This window comes from Pseudomonas sp. LBUM1679 (assembly GCF_059695565.1).
On record NZ_CP166774.1, the window covers coordinates 2496810 to 2516957 of the forward strand.

Annotated in this window: 22 protein-coding genes; 11 read left to right on the forward strand and 11 right to left on the reverse strand. The window is 59.4% G+C overall.

Translation table 11 applies throughout. From position 1 onward, the window contains the following. Positions 1 to 31: 31 nt before the first annotated feature. Genes galB through ACA062_RS11535 form a run of 3 tightly spaced genes read left to right on the forward strand, consistent with a single transcriptional unit; the run spans position 32 to position 2576 of the window. Positions 32 to 769: a 4-oxalmesaconate hydratase gene (gene galB / locus ACA062_RS11525; RefSeq protein WP_497456468.1), complete on the forward strand. Its 738-nt coding sequence runs from the start codon at positions 32 to 34 to the stop codon at positions 767 to 769. Then, positions 766 to 1479: a 4-carboxy-4-hydroxy-2-oxoadipate aldolase/oxaloacetate decarboxylase gene (locus ACA062_RS11530; protein WP_368990568.1), complete on the forward strand. Its 714-nt coding sequence runs from the start codon at positions 766 to 768 to the stop codon at positions 1477 to 1479. Before galB ends, ACA062_RS11530 begins: the two co-directional genes overlap by 4 nt. A gap of 2 nt (positions 1480 to 1481) precedes the next feature. Continuing rightward, positions 1482 to 2576 carry a 4-oxalomesaconate tautomerase gene (locus ACA062_RS11535; protein WP_497456469.1) on the forward strand — a complete coding sequence of 365 codons (1095 nt, stop codon included), beginning with the start codon at positions 1482 to 1484 and terminating at the stop codon, positions 2574 to 2576. A gap of 106 nt (positions 2577 to 2682) precedes the next feature. Here the strand turns inward: ACA062_RS11535 and ACA062_RS11540 are convergent, their stop codons facing one another. Further along, entirely contained in the window at positions 2683 to 3561 is an 879-nt protein-coding gene (locus tag ACA062_RS11540) for a LysR family transcriptional regulator (protein ID WP_497456470.1), read from the reverse strand. Between the two features lie 100 nt (positions 3562 to 3661). On the opposite strand from ACA062_RS11540, the gene ACA062_RS11545 reads away from it, so the two are divergent. From ACA062_RS11545 to ACA062_RS11575, 7 genes are all read left to right on the forward strand, one after another. Further along, positions 3662 to 4087, forward strand: coding sequence for a VOC family protein (locus tag ACA062_RS11545; RefSeq protein WP_497456471.1), 426 nt, complete (start codon positions 3662 to 3664; stop codon positions 4085 to 4087). A gap of 113 nt (positions 4088 to 4200) precedes the next feature. Then, complete coding sequence (locus ACA062_RS11550; protein WP_497456472.1) at positions 4201 to 5460, forward strand: cation:dicarboxylate symporter family transporter; 1260 nt, start codon at positions 4201 to 4203, stop codon at positions 5458 to 5460. Between the two features lie 109 nt (positions 5461 to 5569). After that, positions 5570 to 6151, forward strand: a complete 582-nt coding sequence (locus ACA062_RS11555) for a TetR/AcrR family transcriptional regulator (RefSeq protein WP_150762917.1) — start codon at positions 5570 to 5572, stop codon at positions 6149 to 6151. A 54-nt stretch (positions 6152 to 6205) separates the two neighbouring features. After that, positions 6206 to 7315: an alkene reductase gene (locus ACA062_RS11560; protein WP_497456473.1), complete on the forward strand. Its 1110-nt coding sequence runs from the start codon at positions 6206 to 6208 to the stop codon at positions 7313 to 7315. 75 nt (positions 7316 to 7390) lie between these two features. Further along, a complete protein-coding gene (locus ACA062_RS11565; RefSeq protein WP_497456474.1) occupies positions 7391 to 8134 on the forward strand; it encodes an SDR family oxidoreductase in 744 nt (247 codons plus the stop codon). A 74-nt stretch (positions 8135 to 8208) separates the two neighbouring features. Continuing rightward, entirely contained in the window at positions 8209 to 8595 is a 387-nt protein-coding gene (locus ACA062_RS11570; protein ID WP_497456475.1) for a nuclear transport factor 2 family protein, read from the forward strand. Positions 8596 to 8724: 129 nt separating this feature from the next. Further along, positions 8725 to 9165: an SRPBCC family protein gene (locus ACA062_RS11575; protein WP_497456476.1), complete on the forward strand. Its 441-nt coding sequence runs from the start codon at positions 8725 to 8727 to the stop codon at positions 9163 to 9165. A gap of 140 nt (positions 9166 to 9305) precedes the next feature. Here the strand turns inward: ACA062_RS11575 and paaZ are convergent, their stop codons facing one another. The 9 genes from paaZ to paaA form a co-directional block, all read right to left on the reverse strand. Continuing rightward, complete coding sequence (gene paaZ / locus ACA062_RS11580; RefSeq protein ID WP_497456477.1) at positions 9306 to 11360, reverse strand: phenylacetic acid degradation bifunctional protein PaaZ; 2055 nt, start codon at positions 11358 to 11360, stop codon at positions 9306 to 9308. A 58-nt stretch (positions 11361 to 11418) separates the two neighbouring features. Next, positions 11419 to 12672, reverse strand: coding sequence for an OprD family porin (locus tag ACA062_RS11585; protein WP_497456478.1), 1254 nt, complete (start codon positions 12670 to 12672; stop codon positions 11419 to 11421). Positions 12673 to 12706: 34 nt separating this feature from the next. Next, a complete protein-coding gene (locus ACA062_RS11590; protein ID WP_497456479.1) occupies positions 12707 to 14353 on the reverse strand; it encodes a cation acetate symporter in 1647 nt (548 codons plus the stop codon). After that, positions 14350 to 14658 carry a DUF485 domain-containing protein gene (locus ACA062_RS11595; protein WP_247293358.1) on the reverse strand — a complete coding sequence of 103 codons (309 nt, stop codon included), beginning with the start codon at positions 14656 to 14658 and terminating at the stop codon, positions 14350 to 14352. The genes ACA062_RS11590 and ACA062_RS11595 overlap by 4 nt, the downstream gene beginning before the upstream one ends. A gap of 179 nt (positions 14659 to 14837) precedes the next feature. Beyond that, on the reverse strand, positions 14838 to 15914 hold the full coding sequence (paaE, locus tag ACA062_RS11600) for a 1,2-phenylacetyl-CoA epoxidase subunit PaaE (RefSeq protein ID WP_497456480.1): 1077 nt from the start codon (positions 15912 to 15914) through the stop codon (positions 14838 to 14840). Between the two features lie 33 nt (positions 15915 to 15947). Further along, positions 15948 to 16481 (reverse strand): 1,2-phenylacetyl-CoA epoxidase subunit PaaD, encoded by a 534-nt coding sequence (paaD, locus tag ACA062_RS11605; RefSeq protein WP_497456481.1) that lies wholly within the window; start codon positions 16479 to 16481, stop codon positions 15948 to 15950. Further along, positions 16468 to 17229 (reverse strand): 1,2-phenylacetyl-CoA epoxidase subunit PaaC, encoded by a 762-nt coding sequence (gene paaC / locus ACA062_RS11610; RefSeq protein WP_497456482.1) that lies wholly within the window; start codon positions 17227 to 17229, stop codon positions 16468 to 16470. Before paaC ends, paaD begins: the two co-directional genes overlap by 14 nt. Before the next feature lie 8 nt (positions 17230 to 17237). Next, the gene (paaB, locus tag ACA062_RS11615; RefSeq protein ID WP_007943393.1) at positions 17238 to 17519 is read right to left on the reverse strand and encodes a 1,2-phenylacetyl-CoA epoxidase subunit PaaB; all 282 of its coding nucleotides are present in this window, start codon (positions 17517 to 17519) and stop codon (positions 17238 to 17240) included. 27 nt (positions 17520 to 17546) lie between these two features. Beyond that, on the reverse strand, positions 17547 to 18536 hold the full coding sequence (gene paaA / locus ACA062_RS11620; RefSeq protein WP_497456483.1) for a 1,2-phenylacetyl-CoA epoxidase subunit PaaA: 990 nt from the start codon (positions 18534 to 18536) through the stop codon (positions 17547 to 17549). Positions 18537 to 18551: 15 nt separating this feature from the next. Between paaA and ACA062_RS11625 the strand changes: the two genes are divergently transcribed. Beyond that, positions 18552 to 18734 (forward strand): hypothetical protein, encoded by a 183-nt coding sequence (locus ACA062_RS11625; protein WP_497456484.1) that lies wholly within the window; start codon positions 18552 to 18554, stop codon positions 18732 to 18734. A gap of 12 nt (positions 18735 to 18746) precedes the next feature. Here ACA062_RS11625 and paaK read toward each other — a convergent pair whose 3' ends face one another. After that, on the reverse strand, positions 18747 to 20072 hold the full coding sequence (gene paaK / locus ACA062_RS11630) for a phenylacetate--CoA ligase PaaK (protein ID WP_497456485.1): 1326 nt from the start codon (positions 20070 to 20072) through the stop codon (positions 18747 to 18749). Between the last annotated feature and the right edge of the window lie 76 nt (positions 20073 to 20148).

Sequence of the window (20148 nt, forward strand, 5' to 3'; positions counted from 1 at the left end):
CATTCCCTTAAAGAAGAGAGGGAGTCCCAGCATGAATTACACTAACGCAAAAACCGCTTTGGTCGTCAGCGCTCACTCCGCTGACTTTGTCTGGCGTGCCGGCGGTTCCATCGCGCTGCATGCGCGGCAGGGTTACGGGGTGCATATCGTTTGCCTGTCCTTCGGCGAGCGAGGGGAGTCCGCCAAGCTGTGGCGCAAGGGTGAGATGACCGAGGGCAAGGTCAAGGCCGCCCGGCGTGAAGAGGCACAGGCGGCTGCCGATATCCTCGGTGCCACGGTCGAATTCTTCGATATCGGCGACTATCCGATGCGCGCCGACAAAGACACGCTGTTTCGCCTGGCCGACGTGTTCCGTCGTGTCCAGCCAGAGTTTGTGCTGAGCCACTCCCTGAAAGACCCTTACAACTACGACCATCCCCTGGCCATCCATCTGACCCAGGAAGCACGCATCATCGCCCAGGCTGAAGGCTACAAGCCGGGCGAGAAAATCGTTGGCGCGCCACCGGTGTATAGCTTTGAACCGCATCAGCCGGAACAGTGCGAGTGGAAGCCCGATGTGTTGTTGGACATCACTGAAGTCTGGGACAAAAAATACGCGGCCATCCAGTGCATGGCAGGCCAGGAACACCTGTGGGAGTACTACACCCGTGTAGCCTTGCAGCGTGGCGTGCAGGCAAAACGCAACATCGGCATCACCTCGAAAAAAGACATCGTCTACGCCGAGGGCTACCAGAGCATCTTTCCACGCGTTACGGAGAATCTGGGATGAGCATGGTCGGGAAGACGGGTGTCGTGGTGCGCAACATCGAGCGCGCCGACAGTGGGCTGATCGATGAATTGACCCGATACGGCGTTGCCACGGTTCACGAGTCTCAAGGTCGTAAAGGACTGCTGTCGTCATCGATACGGCCGATCCAGCAGGATATTGCCATCAGTGGTTCGGCCGTCACGGTGTTGGTCGCGCCCGGCGATAACTGGATGTTCCATGTGGCCGTGGAGCAATGCAAACCTGGCGACATCCTGGTGGTTGCGCCCAGCTCGCCCTGCAGCGACGGCTTTTTCGGCGACCTGCTGGCGACTTCGCTGCAAGCGCGTGGGGTGCGTGGCCTGGTGCTGGACGCTGGGGTGCGAGATACCAAAACCCTGCGGGAAATGGGTTTTTGGGTCTGGTCCCGCGCCGTGCATGCCCAAGGCACGATCAAGGAAACCCTGGGCTCGGTGAACATCCCTGTGGTGTGTGCCGGGCAACTGGTCAATCCCGGTGACGTGGTGCTGGCCGATGACGACGGGGTCGTGATCGTGCGGCGTGAAGAGTTGCCGGCAGTGATCGAGGCCAGTCGCAAGCGCGCCGACCTCGAAGAACAGAAGCGGCTGCGCCTGGCGAGCGGGGAGTTGGGCCTGGATATCTACACCATGCGCCCGCGCCTGGAAGAAAAGGGCCTGAAGTACTACGACAGCCTCGAACAACTGGAGGGCTGAACATGAGCCAGACCCGTATTCCTTGCCTGTTAATGCGCGGGGGCACCTCCAAGGGGGCTTATTTCCTGGCCGAGGATTTGCCGAGTGAACCGGACCTGCGCGACAAGGTTTTACTCGCCGCCATGGGCTCGCCCGACTCGCGGCAGATCGATGGTATCGGTGGGGCGGATTCGTTGACCAGTAAAGTGGCGATCATTCGTCGCTCGGAGCGTCCAGGCGTCGATGTCGACTATCTGTTTGCCCAGGTCGTAGTGGACCAGCCACGGGTGGATTACGGCCAGAACTGCGGCAACATCCTCGCCGGGGTGGGTCCCTTTGCCCTCGAGCGCGGGCTGATTCGGGCCCAGGGCGACGTGACGCGGGTCAGGATCTTCATGGAGAACACCGGCCAGACAGCCACTGCTATCGTCCAGACGCCACAGGGCGAAGTTCATTATCAGGGGCAGGCCAGCATCGATGGCGTACCCGGCACCGCAGCGCCAGTAATCGTCGAGTTCGATGACATCGCCGGTTCCAGTTGCGGAGCTTTGTTGCCCACCGGCAAGGTACTCGATCTTTTCGATGGCGTTGAGGTGACCTGCATCGACAACGGCATGCCGGTGGTGCTGATGAGCGCTGTCGACCTGGGATGCACCGGCTATGAAAGCCGCGAACAATTAGAGGGCGATGAAGCACTCAAGGCCCGGATCGAGTCGATTCGTTTGCAGGCCGGCCCCTTGATGAACCTGGGGGACGTGACCCGGCGAAGCGTGCCGAAAATGTGCCTGATCTCCGAACCCGCGGCGGGCGGCGCCATCAACAGTCGTAGCTTCATCCCCCACACCTGTCATGCCTCGATCGGCGTGTTTGGCGCCGTCAGTGTGGCCTCGGCGTGCTTGATCAGCGGTTCCGTGGCCCAAGGCCTGGCCCGTGTTCGGCCCGGCAGGCATTTGCACCTGTCGGTGGAGCATCCAACCGGCGAGTTCACCGTGGAGCTGCAAACAGACAATGGCGCGCTGGTTGGCTGTGGGCTGCTGCGCACTGCCAGGCTGTTGTTTGATGGTCAGGTATGCGTGCCCCATTTCATTTGGTCGGGCAAGGATTCCGGGGCTCGATAATGGCCGCGATCAATCACCTCTCCTGTCTGGGTCTTGTCAACCTCATCGAGCTCCGCCAGATAATGAGCGATGTGCTTATCCAGCGTCTCTTTTTTTTGTGCGGGTTTTAATCGGGACCAGGCGAAACCTGCTCGCTGATGAGTTGGGCCAGAATTCGTACAGGCTCGGTAAAACTCTGCCGAGACCGATGTACGAGCCCGATATCACGATGGAAGGTGTGCTGCCCGAGGTCCAGCACTCGTACACCCGCGGGCCATTCCTGATGGGTTGCCGTCTGCGGCACTAGGGCGACCCCCACACCATTTTCAACCAGCTTGACGATGGCCTCCAGTTCATCCAGCTCGCAAACTTCACGCAAGGTGAAATGCATCTGTCGAAGGAAACGATCCACCTGTCTGCCGCCGAATGATGATCGGTCATACCGAATGAACGGTTCGCTGGAAAGGAGTGCCGACCAATCGTCTCCTGGCACTTCGCGCGGCACAATCAGCCGGTAGGGCTCAAGCGCCAGGGTCGTCCAGCGCAGGTCGCTTTGAAGCGAGAAGGGCGGGCGAATGATCGCGGCCATGTCGATTTCGCCGGCATCCACGAGGTTGACCAATTCCATCGATAGCCCTGGGATTACACGGGTGCGGCACTGCGGGCATTGTTGGTGAAACTTGGCTAATGCGTCTGGTAAAAAGGATCGCTGCACGGAAGCGATAGCACCGATGTTCACCAGGACGCTTGCAGGAAGTCCGAGCGTGGTGGAACCCAGATTGTCGTAAAGGCGAAGCAGCTCTTGCGCTTGCAGGAGTATTTGGTGGCCCATTCTGTTGAGTTGGGCTGAGCGTCCCTTCCTGTCGAATATCTCGAAGCCGAGCTCTGCCTCCAGACGCTGAATCTGGGCGCTCACCGCTGCCTGGGTGAGGCCTATTTTATTCCCGGCAGCGGCAAACGTTCCTTCCCGTGCAACGGCGATGAGTGTTTTGAGTTCTTTGATCATTCACAAATATTAATTGTGTTTCTAAGAAATATATATTGATTTTTTTGCTGGGTGGGTCGCCCTACGATGTGCCTGTCCAAAAAACTGTATCGGAGTTCTGATGAGCCTCTCGCCTTTCCACCTCGCAATCCCGGTTTACAACCTTGCTGGCGCACGCACGTTTTACGGCGAAGTGTTCGGCCTGCAGGAAGGTCGTTCCAGCAACCAGTGGGTCGATTTCAACTTTTATGGCCACCAACTGGTGATTCACGAACACCCGAAAACCGCGTCCCAGGAAAGCGTCCATAGCAACCCGGTGGACGGCCACGACGTACCTGTTCCGCACTTCGGCATCATCCTGGGCTGGGAAGAATGGGAAGCGCTGGCCGAGCGCTTGAAGTCGTTCGGCACCGAGTTTGTGATCGAACCCTACGTTCGTTTCAAAGGGCAGGTCGGCGAGCAAGCCACCATGTTTTTATTTGACCCGTGTGGCAATGCCCTTGAGTTCAAGGCGTTCAAGGATATGAGCCAGCTCTTCGCAAAATAACAAAAGTGTTGGCACAACAGCGTTGTGCCATTTGAACTCAAGTGAGCTGGAAGCTCATGAATCTAGCAACTGCCAATTAACGCAGTCCTTTCATTCCAACAAGAAGGCTAGACATGAAACGTATTCCCCTGGTGTGGCAAATCATTGCCGGGCTGTTGCTTGGCGTGCTTGTCGGTTGGTATTTCAATACCCATCCGCAGTATCAATCGTGGGTCAGCGCGGAAATCCTCAAACCGCTTGGCGATATCTTTATCAAGATGATGAAGATGGTGGTTGTGCCGATCGTGTTCTGTTGCATGATCCTGGGCATCGCAGGAGGCGGAGATAACAAGTCATTTGGTCGTATGGGCATAAAATCGCTGGGGTATTTTTTTGCTATCACCGGCCTGGCGATTGTTATGGGGTTGTGTTTCGCGAACATCTTCGAGCCTGGCGCGGGAACCGATATTTCGGGCATTACCCATAGCTCCGCGTCCATCACGATGGAACCTTCGAAGGGCGCCCTCGTCATTGTGCAGAACATTGTCCCGGACAACGTCTTTGTGGCGATGTCGGAAGCGAAGCTGCTGTCGGTGCTGTTCTTCGCGGTGTTGTTCGGCATGGCCTTGAACTCGCTGCCCAGAGAGAAAAGCGCGCCAGTGGTTGCGGTGGTTCAGGGTATTTCCGATGCGATGTTCAAAGTCGTCTCAATCGTCATGGCGTACGCCCCCATCGGTGTATTTGGCATGATTGGCGCTACCGTTGCGACCTTTGGCTTTGCCTCGCTATTGCCCTTGCTCAAGCTGATTGGTGTGGTTTACCTGGCACTGATTGTCTTTGCGTTGGTGGTGCTCGGCGGTATTTGCTATTTGATCGGCGAGAACATCTTCAAGCTGATCAAGTACTTCCGAAACGAGCTGATTCTTGCGTTCTCGAGTGCCGCGTCGGCAGCGGTCATGCCGCAGTTGATGAGCAAACTGGAGAGTTATGGCGTTCCGCGCCGCATCGTCAGTTTTGTGGTGCCGGTGGGGTATGCGTTCAATCTGGATGGCGCGTCGATTTTCCTTGGGGTGGCGACGATTTTTGTCGCACAACTCTATGGCATTGACCTGTCGCTTTCTCAGCAGATTCTGCTGGTGGTCACGATGGTGCTGACTTCCAAAGGTGCTGCAGGAGTGCCTGGTTTTGCCATCATTATCCTGTCTGCGACATTGGCTTCTGCCGGTCTTCCATTGGAAGGGGTGGCGCTGATCGCGGGGATCTTCAGGATTATCGATAGCGGAACCACCACGCTGAACGTGCTGGGCAATGCCATCGCACCCTTGGTGATCGCCAAGTGGGAGAGGGCGGCCCTTGAGCCTTCGCGAGTCGATCAGGTGGTGCAAAAAGCCTAGCAATCCGCGAGCAGCCGTCCGAGAGCAAACGCTAACGGCTCAGTCAGTTCATCAGAGATGGGCAGGAGTCTCTAGACGACCGGTCTAGTTTTGTGTAGGCTCCTTCCCTATGAAGAAACCTATCCAAGACATGCGCCAGCACATCATCGACGTGGCCAAGTCGCTGATGACCAACAAAGGCTACACCGCCGTGGGGTTGTCAGAAGTGCTGACAACCGCTGGCGTACCCAAAGGGTCGTTCTATCACTACTTTCGTTCGAAAGAGGAATTCGGCCAGGCGCTGCTTGAAGAATATTTTCAGGAGTACATCGGGCGCGTCGATATCGTGATGGCCGCCGAAGGCACCGGAGCCGAGCGGCTGCTGGGCTATCTGCGCTACTGGGCAAAGACGCAAGCGTTCGATCATCCCGAAGAGAAATGCCTGGTGGTGAAACTGGGCGCTGAAGTCTGCGACTTGTCGGAAGACATGCGCACGGTGCTGGAAGAAGGCACCACGCTGATCATCCAGCGGATCACGCGTTGTGTTGAGCAGGGCATGGCCGATGGTTCCATCTCGCAGACCCTGGACGCGCTGACATTGGCCGAATCGCTGTATCAGCTATGGCTTGGCGCCTCGCTGCTGGTCAAGGTCAAGAAGACCACGGCGCCCTTTGAAACCGCACTGATCACCAGTAAACGCCTGCTGGCCTAGGGGTGTTTTTTTTAACTGTTTGTCTAGACGACCGGTCTAGTAGAGGTATCCAGCTTGATTGATAACAGTCATAACACCGACCTTTTCTCGCCCGCGCAGATGGGCGCCTTGCAACTGGCTAATCGTATCGTCATGGCTCCGGTGACACGCAGCCGGATGGCAGAAGACGGGGTGCCGAATGAACTGCACGCCACTTATTACGCCCAGCGTGCAGGCGCAGGCTTGATCATCGCCGAGGCCACGAACATTTCCGCCCAAGGGCGCGGTTATGCGATGACGCCGGGGATCTGGTCGGAAGCACAGGTGGCAGGCTGGAAAAAAGTCACCGATGCGGTGCACGCGGCAGGCGGCAGAATCGTCAGCCAGCTATGGCACGTGGGCCGCTTTTCCAGCGTCGAGTTACAGCCAAACGGCGAGGCGCCGGTGGCTCCCTCGGCAATCAAGGCCGAAGGTACCACTTACACCCACAATGGCATGGTCGACGTGTCCATGCCCCGGGCGCTTGAGACTGCAGAGATCCCCGGGATCATCGAGCAGTACCGGCATGCGGCAGAAAATGCCAAGCGAGCCGGTTTTGATGGTGTGGAAGTCCATTCTGCCAACAGCTATCTGCTCGACCAGTTCTTGCGTGACTCCACCAACCAGCGCACTGACCAATACGGCGTTTCCATCGAGAACCGAACGCGGCTGACGCTTGAAGTCACCGAAGCAGTGGTAGCGATCTGGGGCAGTGACCGGGTCGGTATCCGCCTGTCACCGGTGACGCCTGACGCAGGCAATACGCCCCCTGACAGTAACGTCATGGCGACCTACGGCTACCTGATTCAGCAGCTGAACAGACTCGACCTGGCCTATCTGCACTTCGTCGAAGGCGCAACCGCCACTTCTCGCACCGTTCCTGAAGGCGTGGATCTGGACGCGCTGAGTGCGCAGTTCGAAGGGCCGTTCATTGGTAACAACAATTATGACCTGGTGATGGCGCTGGAACGCCGCGCGCAAGGCCGGATTGACGCGGTAGCGTTTGGCCGTTTGTTCATCGCCAACCCAGACCTTGTAGAGCGCCTGCGCCATGGTGCGCAACTGACCATCGCGCCACGTGAGAGTTACTACGGCGGAGGCGCCAAGGGTTACACCGATTGGCCAACCGGCAACTTCAACGAATGAGTGGTTCCCCTTGCGTCAGCTCGGCGCAGGGAGGCGCCGTCGCGACAGCATTTCACTGCACAAGAGGTACTTAGCATGAATTATCTGCAAAACAAGGTGGCCATCGTCACTGGCGCATCTTCCGGCATTGGTGCCGCCACCACGCGTGCACTCGCCGCACAAGGTGTCCGCGTGGTAGCGGCAGCACTCGATCAGCAAGGGCTGGAAGCGTTTGTTGCAGAACTGCGTGAGTCAGGCAGCGACGTGGTTGCTTTCACCACAGACGTTACCCATCTGGATCAAACCAGAGCGCTGGCGAAGTTTGCACAGGACACCTATGGCGCCGTGGACATCCTGGTCAACAACGCCGGTCTGATGCTCTTTTCCAACTGGGTCGATCTCGCCGTGCAGGATTGGGAAAAAATGATCGATGTGAACATCAAGGGTTACCTCAACGCTACTGCTGCGGTACTGCCCTACATGCTGGAACAGAAGTCCGGGCAGATTCTTAACATGGACTCTGTCGCAGGGCACCAGGTCGGGCCGGCAGCGGGTGTCTACAGCGCGACCAAGTTTTTCGTCCAGGCCATCACCGAGTCCATGCGCAAGGAGTTGGGCGTGCAGCATGGCATCCGCGTCAACACCGTCAGTCCCGGCGTCATCAATACCGGCTGGGCGGACAAGGTCAGCGATCCTCAAGGGCGCAAGGCTGCTCAGGAACTGAACCGGATTGCCATTGCGCCAGACGATATCGCCCGTGCGGTGATTTACGCGCTGAACCAGCCGGAAAACGTCACCGTCAATGATCTGATCATCTCGCCGACTCGCCAGGATTGGTAATTGTCGATCGCATCGACCTTCGATCACCTCTGGCGAGGTGCGTTGCACCTCGCCCTCAATGAAAGGAAAGAACCATGTCCAAGAACATCAAGGCAGTACCCACCGCCGAGTACAACGCTGTCATCGCTACCGCCAATCAGTACGTTGAAGGGCTGCGTGCGGGCAGTGCAGAAGGTGTTGCGCAAGCGTTCCATAAAGACGCCGTGATGTACGGATTTACAAATGGTCAGCTGCTCGGTGGCCCGATCAGCAATCTGTTTGATTTCGTTCAGAAGAACGGCAATGCCCCCGAAATCACTACCAGACTCGACGTGCTGGCGATCACTCCGACAACAGCCGTGATACGTGTCGATATGGAGCAGGATGCGATCGGCGCCGACTACAACGACTACCTGACCCTGATAAAAATTGACGGTACCTGGAAGGTGATTGCCAAGGTTTATCACCAGTTCGAAAGTTGATCGTCGACCGACTCCGGTTAAATCCATTCCGGGGTCGGAGCGCAGGGCACGACGCTATCGCACTGCATCGGAAACCGGAGCGCCGAGGTTGGCTGTTTTCAAGAATAGAAATCGGAAGGAAGATACACGATGCCGATGGTTGAGTTTTCCGCTGTCCTGGACAGCGATGCAGGACACGCCTGGGGCGTATTGAAGAAGTTTGGGGAGATTCATCACTGGCACCCCTCGATTGTCGACAGCAGCATTGAGGACAACCAACCTGATGGATTGGTTGGATGTATTCGCACACTCACATTGGCCGATGGCGCAGTTGTCAGGGAGCGCCTGTTATCGGTCGATGATCGCAATACAACGCTGTCCTACCGCTTCGAGGAGGCCCCATTACCGCTGGACAACTATGTAGCTACCGTGAAATTGGCCTCGCTTACTGGACAGTCCAAGACGTTCATCCATTGGTCCGCAAGCTTCGACGTGCAAGATCTGAATACCGCAGAACACTACCAGGAGCTCATTCGAGGACTGATCGTGGATGGTCACAATAGTCTCCAGTTATTTCTTGGCCGGCACTGAACACTCAAGCACGGCTCCGATAGCGTTGAGTGCTGGCTGACCAAGTGATCTGGGATTGAGTACCAAAAGGGCCCTGCGAGGGCCCTTTTTTATGACAGTTTTTCAAGGACCATAAAGGCGCTCAAGGCTTTTAAACCTGATTACTCCTCACGCTTCACAACCAAGGTCAAAATGTCATAACTGGCGACCAGTTCTCCCAGTTGGTTGGTCACTTCCACGTCCCAGGCCACCACACCTTGAGGCATGCCTTGCGGGCTCTTCTTGCCCTGGTCGATTTTGCGCTTGCAGGTCAGGCGGGCCTGGATGGTGTCGCCGATGCCGACCGGGTTGATGAAGCGCAGGGTGTCGAGGCCGTAGTTGGCCAGTACCGGACCGGGCGCCGGGGAAACGAACAGGCCGGCGGCGGCTGACAGCACGAAGTAACCGTGGGCGATGCGCTTGCCAAATTGCGATTCCTTGGCCGCGATGTCGTCGAAGTGCATGTAGAAGTGATCGCCGGACAGGCAACCGAAGTTCACCAGATCGGCCTCGGTCACGGTGCGACGATGGGTCAGCAGCGATTCGCCGACCTGCAGATCCTGGAAGAATCGGCGGAATGGATGCACGTCGGTTTCGATCACCTTGGCGCCACGGACGTATTCGCCGGTAACCGCCGCCAACATGCTTGGCGAGCCTTGCACCGCTGCGCGTTGCAGGTAGTGCTTCACGGCGCGCAAACCGCCGAGTTCCTCACCACCGCCAGCACGACCCGGGCCGCCGTGCTTGAGTTGGGGCAGGGGCGAGCCGTGGCCGGTGGATTCGGCAGCGGATTCGCGGTCGAGCACCAGCAAACGCCCGTGCCAGGCAGCGGCTACCGGGATCGCTTGGGCGGCGATTCGCGGGTCTTTGGTGATTAGACTCGCCACCAGGCTGCCTTTGCCGCGAGCGGCCAGGACCAGTGCTTCGTCCAGATCGTCGTAAGCCATCAGCGTACTGACCGGGCCGAACGCTTCGATATCATGAGCACCGCCTTCGGCGTGCGGGTCGCGCGATTGCAGCAGGGTCGGCGCGAAGAACGCACCCTGGCTGACGTTTTCACCGCGTGGTTCGAAACCGTCGCGGGCGCCGAACAACAGGTCGCTGCTTTGCAACAGGCTTTCCAGGCGTTCGGCGACATCGTTCTGTTGATCGTGAGACGCCAGTGCGCCCATGCGCACGCCTTCCACCGACGGGTCGCCAACCACGACTTTCGCCAGTCGATCACGCAGTCGGGTTGCGACCGCATCGATGTGTCTGGCCGGCACGATGGCGCGGCGGATGGCGGTGCATTTTTGCCCGGCCTTGGTGGTCATTTCCCGGGCGACTTCCTTGATGAACAGCTCGAACTCTTCATCGTCCGGGGTTACGTCCGGGGCGAGGATCGCGCAGTTCAGCGAGTCGGCTTCGGCGTTGAACGGCACCGAGTGGCGGATCAGGTTCGGGTTGACCCGCAGCTTGGCGGCGGTGTCGGCGGAACCGGTGAAGGTCACTACATCCTGGCCTTGCAGGCGATCGAGCAAATCACCGGTGCCGCCGATGATCAATTGCAGGCTGCCTGCCGGCAACAAACCGGATTGGTCCATCAGGCGCACCACGGCTTCGGTCAGGTAGCTGGTGGCGCTGGCCGGTTTGACGATGCATGGCATGCCGGCGAGAAAGCTCGGGGCGAATTTTTCCAGCATGCCCCAGATCGGGAAGTTGAACGCGTTGATGTGCACCGCCAGGCCGCCGCGTGGCACCAGAATATGCGTGCCGGCGAAGGTGCCGAGTTTGCTCAGCTGCATCGCCGGGCCTTCGTGGACGATGTTGCCCGACGGCAACTCTCGCGAGCCGAGGCTGGCGTAGGTGAACAGTGTGCTGTTGCCGCCCTCGATGTCGATCCAGCTGTCGGCGCGGGTGGCGCCGCTGTGGTGGGAGATCGCGTAGAGCTGTTCTTTGCGTTCGCTCAGGTACAAGGCCAGGGCCTTGAGACGCTGGGCCCGTTGCTGGAAGTCCAGCGCCATCAGCCCGCTGACGCCCTGGCGGCGGCCGTGCTCGATGGCTTCGGCAAAGTCCGGGCGCTCTTCGTGGGTGCGCGCAATCTCATGGCCGTCGATGGCGCTGCGCAGGACCTGGGCACCGTGTTGGCCGATCCAGCGACCGGCGATGAAACTTTGCAGGGTAGGGGCGTGAGGCATCACGATTCCTCCAATTTATGAAAAGTGTTGGCGCGACCGTGGCCGCGCCATTCAGGGATTACCAAAGTGCCAGGGTGTAACCGACAATCAGCCGGTTCTCGTCGAGGTCGGTGGTCAAGCCATTACCGGAACGGAAGGTCACGTTGCGCCACCGCAGGCTGACGTCCTTGAACACGCCGCTCTGGATCACGTAACTGATGTCGGTGTCGCGTTCCCGCTCGCGGCCGTTGTCGACACTGCCGGCCTTGACGTGGTTACCGTCGGTGTAACGGGTCATGAAGGTCAGGCCGGGGACGCCTTGCGCCGCGAAGTCATAGTCGTAACGCAACTGCCAGGAGTCCTCGTCGGCGCGGGTGTAGGTGTTGAAAGTCACCAGGTTGACCACGTACGGATCGCCGCCGTTGAGGAACGGAAAGGCGCTGCCGCCGGATAACTGCTGATACGTGGCACTGACCTTGTGGGCACCGTGGGACACGGTGAACATGCTGTTGAAGTTGCGGTTGTCGATGCGCCCGGCACGCTCGGCGCCATCGCCACGGCTGTCGAAATAGCGAATGTCGCTGCGCAAATTGAAACCGTTGCCCAGTGGCTGGGTATGCACCAGCCCGACGAACTGCTGGCGATAAATCTGCTCGAGCTTGCCGTAGTAGTAGCTCAGGTTCAGCTGCGGGCTGAAGGCGTAGCTGCCGCCGGCGAAGTCGAAGTGATCGCTGCTGGCGGCACCGAAGCCAATGTCATCGTTACTGGAAGAGTCCCGCAGGTTGGCCTTGGTCAGGCGCCCGGCATTGACCGTCAGGCCGCTGATTTCCTGGCTGGTCAGCAAGCCACCCTCAAAGGTTGAACCCAGCAGGCGGGTGTCGTTGTAGGTCGCCACCGGCAGCAACGGTTGCAGGGTGCCGAGTTTCAACACGCTTTTGGATGCCCGCAGCTTTGCGGTCAGCCCCAGTTGGCTGAACTCGTCAGCCGGTTCATGGCTGTTCGGGCCAAACGGCAACAACCCGGTGCCACGGCGATCCGCGCTGGAATCGAGTTTCAATCCAAGCTCCCCAAGCGCGTCGAGACCGAAGCCGAAGGTGCCGTCGGTGAACCCGGACTCGATGCGCGCGGTGAAGCCCTGCGCCCATTCCTCAGCCTTGGATTGCGGCGCGTTGTCCTGGCGGAAATCGCGATTGATGTAGTGGTTGCGCATTTCAATACGGGCCTTGCTGTCGTCGACAAAGTCGGCCATGGCGCAGGGTGCGAACATCGGCAGACTCAATGCGGCGGCTAACGAAAACAGTGATTCGTAAGGTGCGGTACGTGCGGGCTTCATTATTTTTATTCCCTTGCATCGGATCGGTCGTTGTTTAGTGCTTGCTGGCGCCGGAGGCACCGATGCCGGTCATCGAACGGATGAACTGCGCCAGATAACGGCCACGCTCAAGGGCTGCACGGGGCGAGGCGTCGGTGACGGAAAATACCCAGGCGCTGAAAAAGGCCAGGCTCATGGAGAACAGCGCCGGGTTGGAGTACGGGAACAGGGCTTTGTCGTGATGCAGCACGTTGACCCACACCGCCGGGCTCAGGACTAACAGGACAATCGCCGAGACCAGACCCGTCAGGCTGCCGGTGACTGCACCCCGAGTGGTCAGGCCCTTCCAATACATCGAGAGGAACAGCACCGGGAAATTCACCGACGCGGCGATGGCCAGGACCAGTCCGGACAGGAAGGCAATGTTCTGCGATTCGAACAACAGGCCGAGGATGATCGCCAGGACGCCGATGCACAGCGTGGCAATGCGCGAGACGCGTATTTCCTGCTGCTCGGTGGCCTGGCCCTTGCGCATCACGCAGGCATACAAATCGTGGGACACCGCCGACGCGCCGGACAACGCCAACCCGGCGACCACCGCCAGAATGGTGGCGAAAGCCACGGCCGAGATGAAACCAAGAAACAGGTTGCCGCCGACGGCCTGCGCCAGGTGCACGGCGATCATGTTGCCGCCGCCGATGATTGCGCCGCTGGCATCACGGAACGCTGGATCGGTGCCGACCATGACGATGGCGCCGAAGCCGACGATGATCAGCAGCAAGTAGAAGTAGCCGATGAAACCGGTGGCGTAGAACACGCTTTTACGCGCTTCCTTGGCATCGCTGACGGTGAAGAAGCGCATCAGGATATGCGGCAGGCCGGCGGTGCCGAACATCATGCCCAGCCCCAAAGAGATCGCATCGATCGGGTTCGACAGCAAACCGCCCGGAGCCATGATGGCGTTGCCCTTGGCGTGCACGGCGGTGGCACCGGCGAACATCGCTTCGGTGCTGAAACCGAAATGCTTGAGCACCATGAAGGCCATGAAGGTGGTGCCGAACAGCAGCATCACCGCTTTGATGATCTGCACCCAGGTGGTGGCGAGCATGCCGCCGAACGTCACGTAGAACACCATCAACACGCCGACCAGCATCACCGCGTAGAGGTAATCGATACCGAACAGCAACTCGATCAGCTTGCCGGCGCCGACCATCTGCGCCACCAGGTACATCAACGCGACGGTGAGGGTGCCGAAGGCCGACGTCAGGCGCACGGGCGTCTGCTCCAGTCGGTAGGAGACCACGTCGGCGAAGGTGTATTTGCCGAGGTTGCGCAGGCGTTCGGCGATCAGGAACAGGATGATCGGCCAGCCCGCCAACACGCCCAGCGCGTAGAGCAGACCGTCATAACCATTGAGGAACATCATCGCCGAGATGCCCAGGAAGGATGCTGCGGAAATCATGTCGCCGGCAATCGCCAGACCGTTCTGGAACCCGGTCATGCCTCCGCCGGCGGTGTAGAAGTCACTGGCGGAACGGGTGCGCAATGCAGCCCAACGCGTGACGCCGAGGGTGAACAGGACGAACACCAGGAACATGCCGATCGCGGTCCAGTTCAGCGGGCGGGAGGCGCCGTCGGCCGCAGCCGCAAAGTCCGCGACGAAGGCCAGGGGCAGCAGGAAAAACCCAAGAAGCCGGCTCATCGGGCGCACTCCTGTTTCAGCTTTTCGTTGAGCGGATCGATCACGTTGTTGGCGCGATAGACGTAGAAACCCGTCAGCGCGAACGCCAGTACCACGATCACCACGCCGACCAGCATGCCCACGCTGGTGACGCCACCACTCAAGGATTGACCGAGGGTGCTGGGGGAGAACGCCACCAGCAGGACGAAGCCGAAATAGATCACCAGCATGATCAGCGACAACGACCAGTACAGGTTCTGTTTGCGTCGAACCAACTGGATGAAGTCGGGGTGCTGGCGGATGAGTTCTACGTCTTTGGGGGTCATGGCGCGCGCTCTCGTGTTGTTGTTTTTGTTGTGGGGTGAAACAGGTTCTGGGTCATTCCCCGGTCTCTGTAGGAGCGAGGCTTGCCCGCGAAAGCGGAATATCAGACGACATCGATGTGGAATCTGATGGCCTCTTCGCGGTCAAGCCTCGCTCCTACAGGTTTCGAGTGGGGCTGAAATCAGAGCTGGTCGAAATCCAGTACCACTTTGTCGCTGATCGGGAATGCCTGGCACGACAGCACGTAACCGGCAGCCACTTCGTAATCTTCCAGGGCGTGGTTGCTGTCCATTTCCACTTCGCCTTCGATGACCTTGCATTTGCAGGTCGAGCACACGCCGGCCTTGCATGAATAGGGCAGTTCGGCACCCTGGGCGTTGCCGGCGTCGAGGATGCTCTGGCTGTTGCGCGGAAGATCGAAAGCGAGGGCGCGGCCGTCGCTGATGACGGTGATCTGGCTGACCGCGGCATCCACTTGCCGGGCGGCCTCGCGGGCCTCGCGTTTTTGCTGGCTGCCGACAGCAGCGAACAGTTCGAAATGGATACGCTCCGGCGCCATGCCCTTGGCCTTGAGGCTGTCGCGCACGGTTTCGGTCATCTCCTGCGGGCCGCAAATGAAGGCGGCATCGAGGGCTTTGACGTCGAGCCAGCGGCTGAACAGTTGCTCGCACTTCTCGGCGTTGATCCGGCCGTTGTACAGGTCGACATCCTGCTGCTCACGGCTGAACACAAAGATCAGGTTCAAGCGCTGCAAGTAGCGGTTTTTCAGGTCTTCCAGCTGTTCGCGGAACAACGCGCCGGAGCTTGAGCGATTGCCGTAGAGCAGCGTGACGCGGCTGTGCGGCTCGGTTTGCAGGGTGGTCTTGATGATCGACAGGATCGGCGTGATGCCACTGCCCGCCGCGACGGCCAGGTAATTGCCATGGCGCGCCGGGTCGAGTTCGACATGAAAGTGCCCGGCCGGCGGCATCACTTCCAGGCTGTGCCCGGCTTTCAGCTGTTCGTTGGCAAATGCGGAAAAACGCCCGCCGGCCACGCGCTTGATGGCAATGCGCAGTTCACCGTCATTGACCCCGGTGCAGATCGAATAAGAACGGCGGACTTCTTCGCCATCCATCTGGGTACGCATCACCAGGTGTTGGCCCTGGGTGAAGTGAAAACTGTCTTGCAGGTGCTGCGGAATCTCGAAGGCGATGGACACCGCGTCACGGGTCTCTGCGCGCACGTCCTTGATGGTCAGGCTGTGAAATTTACTCATTTTTATTCTCCAGCTGGGACGGCCGGTCGCCGCTCAGATGCACTTGAAATAGTCGAACGGTTCCCGGCAATCGCAGCAGCGGTACAACGCCTTGCACGCGGTGGAACCAAACTCGCTGAGCACTTCGGTGTGCGCGCTGCCGCATTGCGGGCAGAGGATCACCGGGCTCTCGCCGAGCAGGCTGCGTTTGCTGGTGCTGCCTTCCGGTGGTGCGATGCCGTAGGCGCGCAGGCGTTCGCGGCCAATGTCGGTGATCCAGTCGGTGGTCCAGGCTGGGGTCAATTTGCGCTCCAGTTGTGGCGCCTTGAACCCGGCCAGTTCCAGCGCTTCGCGGATATCGCTTTCGATCACTTCGGTGGCGGGGCAGCCGGAGTAGGTCGGCGTGACCACCACGTGCAGATGCCCGGCCTGCCAATCGAGATCGCGAACGATGCCCAGGTCGACCACGCTGACCACCGGCACTTCCGGGTCCATGACCTGCGCCAAAGTTGCCCACGCGGCGGCCAGGTCGGTCGGTTGTGCCAGCCGTGCGCCCTGGTCGCTGGCGATCAGCTCACCAGGTTGCATCGGGGTACGCTCGGGGCAGGAATTGCATCTCGGCCAGCAGAATGCCCAGGTGTTCGGTGTGCAGGCCCTTGCGTGCATTCAGGTAGAAGTAGCTCGGTGCGGCCGGCACGGGCAGGGTGGCGCTGGCGAAAATCTCGCTGACCTTGGTTTGCCAGGCTGCAGCGACTTGCGCAGCGTCGGGGGTAATGCCGGCATCGCACAGGCGTTGTTCGCTGTCATCGGCGCTGGTCAGTTCGACGGTGAAACGCCAGACCTCGGGGATGGCCGCGAGCATGCGTTTGTGGCTTTCCTCGGTGCCGTCACCCAGACGCTCGACCCACTCGCCGGAGCGGCGCAGGTGATAGGTGACTTCTTTCACCGCTTTGGCGGCGATCCCGGCGATACGTTCATCGCTCGATTGGCTCAGGCCGCTGAGCACTTGCAGGTGCCAGGCGTCGTAGAGGAACTGCTTGAGGATCGTCACCGCGTAATCGCCGTTGGGTTGTTCCACCAGCAGCAGATTGCGATAGGCGCGCTCATCGCGGCGGAACGCCAGGTGATCGGCGTCGCGACCGTCGTCCAGCAGTTCGGCGGCGTAATCCAGCCAGTTGCGTGCCTGGCCGACGAGGTCGAGGCCGACGTTCATCAGCGCCAGTTCTTCTTCCAGCGCTGGCGCCTTGCCGCACCATTGGCACAGGCGCTGGCCCTGGATCAGGGCGCTGTCGCCGAGGCGCAGCAGGTATTCGATCAGATCAGTCTTAGTGTTCATGGTCGACCTCACATGTGCCCGACTTCTGCCGGCAGCTCGTAGAAGCTGGCGTGGCGGTAGACCTTGTCGTCCGACGGGTCGAACAGCGGGTCTTTTTCATCCGGGGAGGAAGCGGTGATCAGCGCCGAGGGCACCACCCACAGGCTCACACCTTCACTGCGGCGGGTGTACAACTCGCGCGCGTTCTCGATGGCCATGGTGGTGTCGGCGGCATGCACGCTGCCGACATGCTTGTGGTTGAGGCCGTGCTTGCTGCGCACGAAGACTTCAAAAAGGGTCCATTCAGACATTTCAGTGACTCCACATCAGGTGGCCGATCAGGCGGCGTTCTTGTTCTGTTTTTTGCGAGCGTGGGCGACCGCGGCTTCGCGGACCCAAGCACCGTCTTCAATGGCTTTGCGGCGGGTGGCGACGCGTTCCTGGTTGCACGGACCGTTGCCCTTGAGCACTTCGTAGAATTCGCTCCACTGGATGTCGCCGAAGTCGTAGTGGCCGCGTTCGGCGTTCCATTTCAGCTCCGGATCGGGGCAGGTGCAGCCCAGCAGCTCAAGCTGCGGGATGGTCTGGTCGATGAAGCGCTGGCGCAGTTCGTCGTTGCTCTGGCGTTTGATTTTCCAGGCCATGGACTGGGCACTGTTGGGGGAGTGTTCGTCGCTCGGGCCGAACATCATCAGCGACGGCCACCACAGGCGGTTGATCGCGTCCTGGACCATGTCTTTTTGCGCCTGATTGCCGTGACGCATCATGGTCAGGAGGATTTCGTAGCCCTGGCGCTGGTGGAAGCTCTCTTCCTTGCAGATCCGCACCATGGCCCGGGAGTAGGGGCCATAAGAAGTGCGCTGCAACACCACCTGGTTGACGATCGCCGCGCCGTCCACCAACCAGCCCACTGCGCCCATGTCGGCCCAGTTCAAGGTCGGGTAATTGAAAATGCTCGAGTACTTGGCCTTGCCGCTGTGCAGCTTGGCGATTTCTTCATCGCGGTCGGCGCCCAGGGTTTCCATGGCGCTGTACAGGTACAGGCCATGACCGGCCTCGTCCTGGATCTTGGCCATCAGTTGCAGCTTGCGTTTGAGCGATGGCGCACGGGTGACCCAGTTGCCTTCGGGCAGCATGCCGACGATCTCGGAGTGGGCGTGCTGGGAGATCTGCCGGATCAGGGTCTGGCGATAGGCATCGGGCATCCAGTTCTTGGCTTCGATCTTGATTTCCGAATCGATTTTTTCCTGGAAGGCGCGTTCCTGATCGGACATCTCCGACAGGTCCTTGATGCGCTTGACGCCGGTTTCTACAAGCTGTGCGTACATGTGGTCTCTCCCGCCATGAATCTGTTCAAAGGCATGGATAACTTTATAAGCGATACAGAAATTAATATCAAACATAAAATATCGTGTCGTGTTATTTTTTGTATCGCTTTGGCGGGAGGTCGTCTTCCTGTCGGGTGTACGCAGGCCGGAATCGGCGAAAAAAACCCGAAAAAAAGCCCCGCAAAAGCGGGGCCGTAAAGGGTGCAGCAGTCAAGCTTTAGGGCGTTTGTCCATCACGTGGCAAGCCTTGCCCTCAGACCGTTTGATCGAATGCAGGGGCTGCAAGACGATTCGGGTACTGATGCCAATGTAGGTCTTGATATGCCGGCTCAATTCGGCGCCTACGGCTTTCTGTTGTTCATCGCTCAAGTGCTGATGCTCAGCCTTGAGCTCCACATGCACGTCGACGCTGTCGAGGTTACCGTTGCGATACAGATGGATCTCATAACACTCTGAAAGCTGTTTGATTTTGAGGACCTGCTCCTCGATCTGCGTCGGAAACACGTTGACCCCGCGAATGATCAGCATGTCGTCACTGCGCCCGGTGATCTTGTCGATACGCCGCATCGGCCGCGCAGTGCCTGGCAGCAGGCGCGTCAGGTCGCGGGTCCGGTAGCGAATCATGGGCAAGGCTTCCTTGCTCAGGGAGGTGAACACCAGTTCGCCCATCTGGCCGTCCGGCAGCACTTCGCCGGTGACCGGATCGATGATTTCCGGGTAGAAGTGGTCTTCCCAGATCGTCAGCCCGTCCTTGGTTTCCGCGCACTCCATGGCGACACCCGGCCCCATGATTTCCGAGAGGCCGTAGATGTCCAGGGCGGTGATGCCCAGACGGTTCTCGATGGCGCTGCGCAGTTCGCCGGTCCACGGCTCGGCACCGAAGATGCCCAGGCGCAAGGCCAGTTTGTGCGGGTCGATGCCTTGACGCTCGATTTCATCGGCGATATTGAGCATGTAGGAGGGCGTGACCATGATGATGTCCGGCTGGAAATCCTTGATCAGCTGGACCTGTTTTTCGGTCTGCCCGCCAGACATCGGTATCACCGTGCAGCCCAGGCGTTCGGCACCGTAATGCGCGCCGAGGCCACCGGTGAACAGGCCGTAGCCATAGGAAATATGCACTTTGTCGCCACGCCGCCCGCCCGCCGCGCGGATCGAGCGGGCGACGATATTGGCCCAGGTGTCGATGTCGTTCTGGGTGTAACCCACGACGGTCGGTTTGCCGGTGGTGCCGCTGGAGGCATGCAGGCGCACCACGTCGTGCATCGGTACGGCGAACATGCCGTAGGGATAGTTATCACGCAGGTCGGATTTGGTGGTGAACGGGAATTTCGCCAGATCGTCCAGCGACTGGAGGTCATCCGGGTGCACACCCAGTGCCTCGAAGCGTTGACGGTACAGCGGCACGTTGTTGTAGGCGTGGTTCAGGCTCCAGCGCAGGCGATCCAGCTGGTGCTGACGGAGTTCGTCGATGCTGGCGGTTTCAATCGGGTCCAGCACGGGATCAAGCACGGCTTTGGCAATTGGCATGTTCATGACTTCACTCGAATTGTTTTTGTGTTTCCGCTCTTCCGAAGAAGGGCTTTGAGTGCATGCCCCAAGGATACCTCTC

Coding starts and splice junctions, on each gene's coding strand:
- ACA062_RS11530 (WP_368990568.1), top strand. CDS start 766: ATGAGCATGGTCGGGAAGACGGGTGTCGTGGTGCGCAACATCGAGCGC.
- ACA062_RS11535 (WP_497456469.1), top strand. CDS start 1,482: ATGAGCCAGACCCGTATTCCTTGCCTGTTAATGCGCGGGGGCACCTCC.
- ACA062_RS11550 (WP_497456472.1), top strand. CDS start 4,201: ATGAAACGTATTCCCCTGGTGTGGCAAATCATTGCCGGGCTGTTGCTT.
- ACA062_RS11595 (WP_247293358.1), bottom strand. CDS start 14,658: ATGACCCCCAAAGACGTAGAACTCATCCGCCAGCACCCCGACTTCATC.
- ACA062_RS11565 (WP_497456474.1), top strand. CDS start 7,391: ATGAATTATCTGCAAAACAAGGTGGCCATCGTCACTGGCGCATCTTCC.
- ACA062_RS11545 (WP_497456471.1), top strand. CDS start 3,662: ATGAGCCTCTCGCCTTTCCACCTCGCAATCCCGGTTTACAACCTTGCT.
- galB (WP_497456468.1), top strand. CDS start 32: ATGAATTACACTAACGCAAAAACCGCTTTGGTCGTCAGCGCTCACTCC.
- ACA062_RS11590 (WP_497456479.1), bottom strand. CDS start 14,353: ATGAGCCGGCTTCTTGGGTTTTTCCTGCTGCCCCTGGCCTTCGTCGCG.
- paaD (WP_497456481.1), bottom strand. CDS start 16,481: ATGCAACCTGGTGAGCTGATCGCCAGCGACCAGGGCGCACGGCTGGCA.
- paaE (WP_497456480.1), bottom strand. CDS start 15,914: ATGAGTAAATTTCACAGCCTGACCATCAAGGACGTGCGCGCAGAGACC.
- paaZ (WP_497456477.1), bottom strand. CDS start 11,360: ATGCCTCACGCCCCTACCCTGCAAAGTTTCATCGCCGGTCGCTGGATC.
- ACA062_RS11625 (WP_497456484.1), top strand. CDS start 18,552: ATGAATCTGTTCAAAGGCATGGATAACTTTATAAGCGATACAGAAATT.
- ACA062_RS11575 (WP_497456476.1), top strand. CDS start 8,725: ATGCCGATGGTTGAGTTTTCCGCTGTCCTGGACAGCGATGCAGGACAC.
- paaA (WP_497456483.1), bottom strand. CDS start 18,536: ATGTACGCACAGCTTGTAGAAACCGGCGTCAAGCGCATCAAGGACCTG.
- ACA062_RS11555 (WP_150762917.1), top strand. CDS start 5,570: ATGAAGAAACCTATCCAAGACATGCGCCAGCACATCATCGACGTGGCC.
- ACA062_RS11540 (WP_497456470.1), bottom strand. CDS start 3,561: ATGATCAAAGAACTCAAAACACTCATCGCCGTTGCACGGGAAGGAACG.
- paaK (WP_497456485.1), bottom strand. CDS start 20,072: ATGAACATGCCAATTGCCAAAGCCGTGCTTGATCCCGTGCTGGACCCG.
- paaB (WP_007943393.1), bottom strand. CDS start 17,519: ATGTCTGAATGGACCCTTTTTGAAGTCTTCGTGCGCAGCAAGCACGGC.
- ACA062_RS11570 (WP_497456475.1), top strand. CDS start 8,209: ATGTCCAAGAACATCAAGGCAGTACCCACCGCCGAGTACAACGCTGTC.
- ACA062_RS11585 (WP_497456478.1), bottom strand. CDS start 12,672: ATGAAGCCCGCACGTACCGCACCTTACGAATCACTGTTTTCGTTAGCC.
- paaC (WP_497456482.1), bottom strand. CDS start 17,229: ATGAACACTAAGACTGATCTGATCGAATACCTGCTGCGCCTCGGCGAC.